Here is a 3,006-nt window from a genome sequence, read left to right as displayed (position 1 = left end):
GCGGCGCCAAAAAACTTTTGTAATTTTTATAACAACACTTTACCCAGCCGCCGCCACCAGCGTACCGCCGGTAAAGCGCCAGATCCGGTCCAGATGCTCCACCCCGGTCAGACGATGCAGGATCAGCAGCACGGTGCGGCCCTCCGTCGCGGCATTGAACACCCGGAAGAATTCCTGCTCGGTCGCCGCATCCAGCCCGGCGCAGGGCTCGTCCAGCAGAATGATCGGCGCGTCCATCAGCAGCGTGCGGGCCAGCGCCAAACGCCGCCCCTGCCCGCCCGAGAGCGTCGTCCCGCCCTCGCCCAGCCAGCTCTCCAGCCCCTCGGGCAGCGCCCGCACCACATCCGCCACCTGCGCCGCCTCAAGCGCCGCCCAGAGCCGCGCCTCGTCCGCCGCCGGATCGCCCAGCAGCAGATTATTGCGGATGCTGTCGGCAAATAGATGCGTGGTCTGGCCCAGATAAGCGATGCGCTGGCGCAGCGCCTCCGCCGGCAATTGCGCGATATCCACCCCGCCAAAACGGATCTGACCCGAGACCGGCTTGATCAATTTCAGGATCAGCGCCGCGATGGTCGATTTCCCCGCCCCTGACGGCCCCAGAATCGCCGTACGCGAGCCCTCCGGCAGCTGCAGAGAGAGGTTTTCGAACACGAAGGGCCGGTCCGCGCCGTAGCGGAAGCTCACATGCTCGAAGGCGATGGCGTTGCGCCTCGGCATCGCCATCGGCATTGCCGGCTCGGGCACCGGTGCTGGCGCATCCGCCGCCTGCACCACCCGAACCGCCGCCATCTTTGCCTGGCCGTAGAGCAGCCCGGCGCGCGGCAGGCCGATCACCGACTCAAAGCCAGCCGTCAGCACCAGCACCGCGGCCACCGCCTCGATCGGCAGGCCGAAAAACCCGAGAATGATCGCCAGCAGAATGCCGGCCTGGGCGGCGATGAAAGCGATGGCGTTCAGCCGCGCCCCCTCCCCCACCAGCTCGCGCTGCGCGGCCAGAAGCTGCGCCTCGCGCGCCTGCACCTCGGCCAGCATGCGGCCCTCGGCGGCGAAGATTTTCACTTCCCGCAAACCATGCAGCGCATCCAGGGCGGCAGTGCGCAAGCCGGCCATCGCCAGCCCGGCCTTGGCCGCATTGGCCTGCGCCGCCCGCGCCGCGCGCCAGGGCAGATAAAAAGCCACGACGGCAAAGGGCAGCAGCGCCAGCACCGCCAGCCCATGCTCGGCCCACAGCACCCAGCCCAGCACCGGCAGCAGCACCACAGCGCTCAGCAGCGGCACGAAAATCCGCAGGAACAGCCCGTCCAGCGTGTCGACATCATTCACCAGCCGGGAGAGCGCATCGCCCGAGCGGCGCAGCCCCAGCCCGCCGGCGGCGCTGCGCGCCAGCCCGCGAAACAGCCAGATCCGCAAATCCCCCAGCGCCCGGAAAATCGCCTCATGCCCGACCACACGCTCGCCATAGCGCAACAGCACCCGCGCCACGCCCATCCAGGAGAGCAAAGCCGGCACCGTCAGCGCAAAGCCGGCAATGGCCAGCGCCAGCGCATGGCCGGAGAGGCCCATCATGGTGATCGCCGCCAGCAGCGCCGCCAGCGCCAGCAGCACGGCCAGCGCCAGCCAGCCCGGATGACGCAGCCAGAGGCCGGTGACGCGCGACAGCGGGCTCATGCCTGCGCCCCCCGCCAGCTGGCATAGCGCAAGGCATCGAGATCCACCCGCTTGGCACCGATGGTCTTGGCGAGATCCAGCGCCTGGGTGGAATGGGTGGCCAGCACCACGGTACGCCCGGCGGCGAGATGCTTCAGGCTTTCCAGAATATCGCGCTCCACGGCGGGGTCGAGATGCGAGGTCGGCTCATCCAGCAGCAGCAAGGGGGCATCCTTCAGAAAGGCGCGGGCGATGGCGATGCGCTGCGCCTGCCCGCCGGAAACACCGAACCCGCCCTCGCCCAACGGCGTGCGCACACCTTGCGGCAGTGCCGCCACCAGCTCCTCCAGATGCGCGTTGCGGATGGCATCCTTCAGCTCATCCTCGCTCGCGGCGGGGTTGGCGAAGCGGATATTCTCCTCGATCGTGCCGGCGAAAATCACCGGCTTCTGGCCGATCCAGCCCAGCATCCGGGTGCGCGCCGCCGGCACCAGATCCTCCAGCACCGCGCCATTGATGGTGATGCGCCCGCCCTGCGGCGCCAGAAAGCCCAGGATCAGGTCGATGATGGTGGATTTGCCGGTGCCCGAGGCGCCGGTGAGCAGCAGCATCTCGCCGCGCCCGACCTTGAAGGAGAGATCCTCAACCACCGGCCGCGCCGGGTCCCAGCCATAGGTGACATGCTCGAAGGCCAGCGTGACCCCCTGCGCGGCGACGGAGCGTATATCGACCGGCGGCACCGGGGCCGGGGCATCCGGCAAAGCGGACAGCTCCTCGGCCACCGCCTCCACCGCCATGCGGTCGCCATAAACCGCCGAGAACGCGCGCAGAGGCGCGAAAAACTCCGGCACCAGCAGCACCAGGAACAGAGCAGTCGGCGCCAGCTCATGTGCGCCGTGCAAGGCCGGGGCGAACCGCACCACGATCAAAATCAAAGCCGCCGCCGCCGCCAGATCCAGCGCCGTGGAGGACAGGAAGGCGACCCGCAGCACCCGCATGGTGCGCTCCCGCAACTCCCGCGCCGCACCGGCCAAAGCCCGCGCCTCATCCTCGCTGCGCCCGGCCAGCACGATCGTGGAAATGCCGCGAATGCGGTCCATGAAGCGCACCTGCAGCCGGGTCATCGCCAGAAACTGCTTCTTCGCGGCGATGCCCGCACCGATCCCCGCCACCGCCATGGCAAAGGGCACGAACAGCCCGGCGAGGATGAGGATCAGCCCGCTGCGCCAATCCAGCAGCAGCGCCACCAGCCCGATCAGCCCCGGCCCGATGATCGCCATGCCGGTGGCGGGCACCCAGCGGGCGTGAAACCCGTCCATCGCCTCCACCCGGTCCACCGCGCTGGCAGCCAGCTCGGCC

2 protein-coding genes are annotated in these 3,006 nt (G+C 69.1%); both read right to left on the bottom strand.

The features are described from left to right. Nucleotides 1–39 precede the first annotated feature (39 nt). On the bottom strand, nt 40–1,668 hold the full coding sequence (cydC, locus tag MXAZACID_RS03605) for a thiol reductant ABC exporter subunit CydC (RefSeq protein ID WP_008492718.1): 1,629 nt from the start codon (nt 1,666–1,668) through the stop codon (nt 40–42). Then, nucleotides 1,665–3,006 (bottom strand): ABC transporter ATP-binding protein/permease (locus MXAZACID_RS03600; RefSeq protein ID WP_008492717.1); only part of this gene is annotated, 1,342 nt, incomplete at its 5' end. The genes MXAZACID_RS03600 and cydC, both read right to left, overlap by 4 nt.

This window comes from Acidocella sp. MX-AZ02 (assembly GCF_000306035.1).
GTDB classification, from domain to species: Bacteria; Pseudomonadota; Alphaproteobacteria; order Acetobacterales; family Acetobacteraceae; genus Acidocella; species Acidocella facilis.
The sequence above is the reverse complement of the archived record's forward strand: the minus strand, read 5'-3'. Positions and strand labels throughout refer to the sequence as shown.

Bases quoted from the DNA above. Each gene is read 5' to 3' on its own strand.
- cydC (WP_008492718.1), bottom strand. From the start codon at position 1,668: ATGAGCCCGCTGTCGCGCGTCACCGGCCTCTGGCTGCGTCATCCGGGC.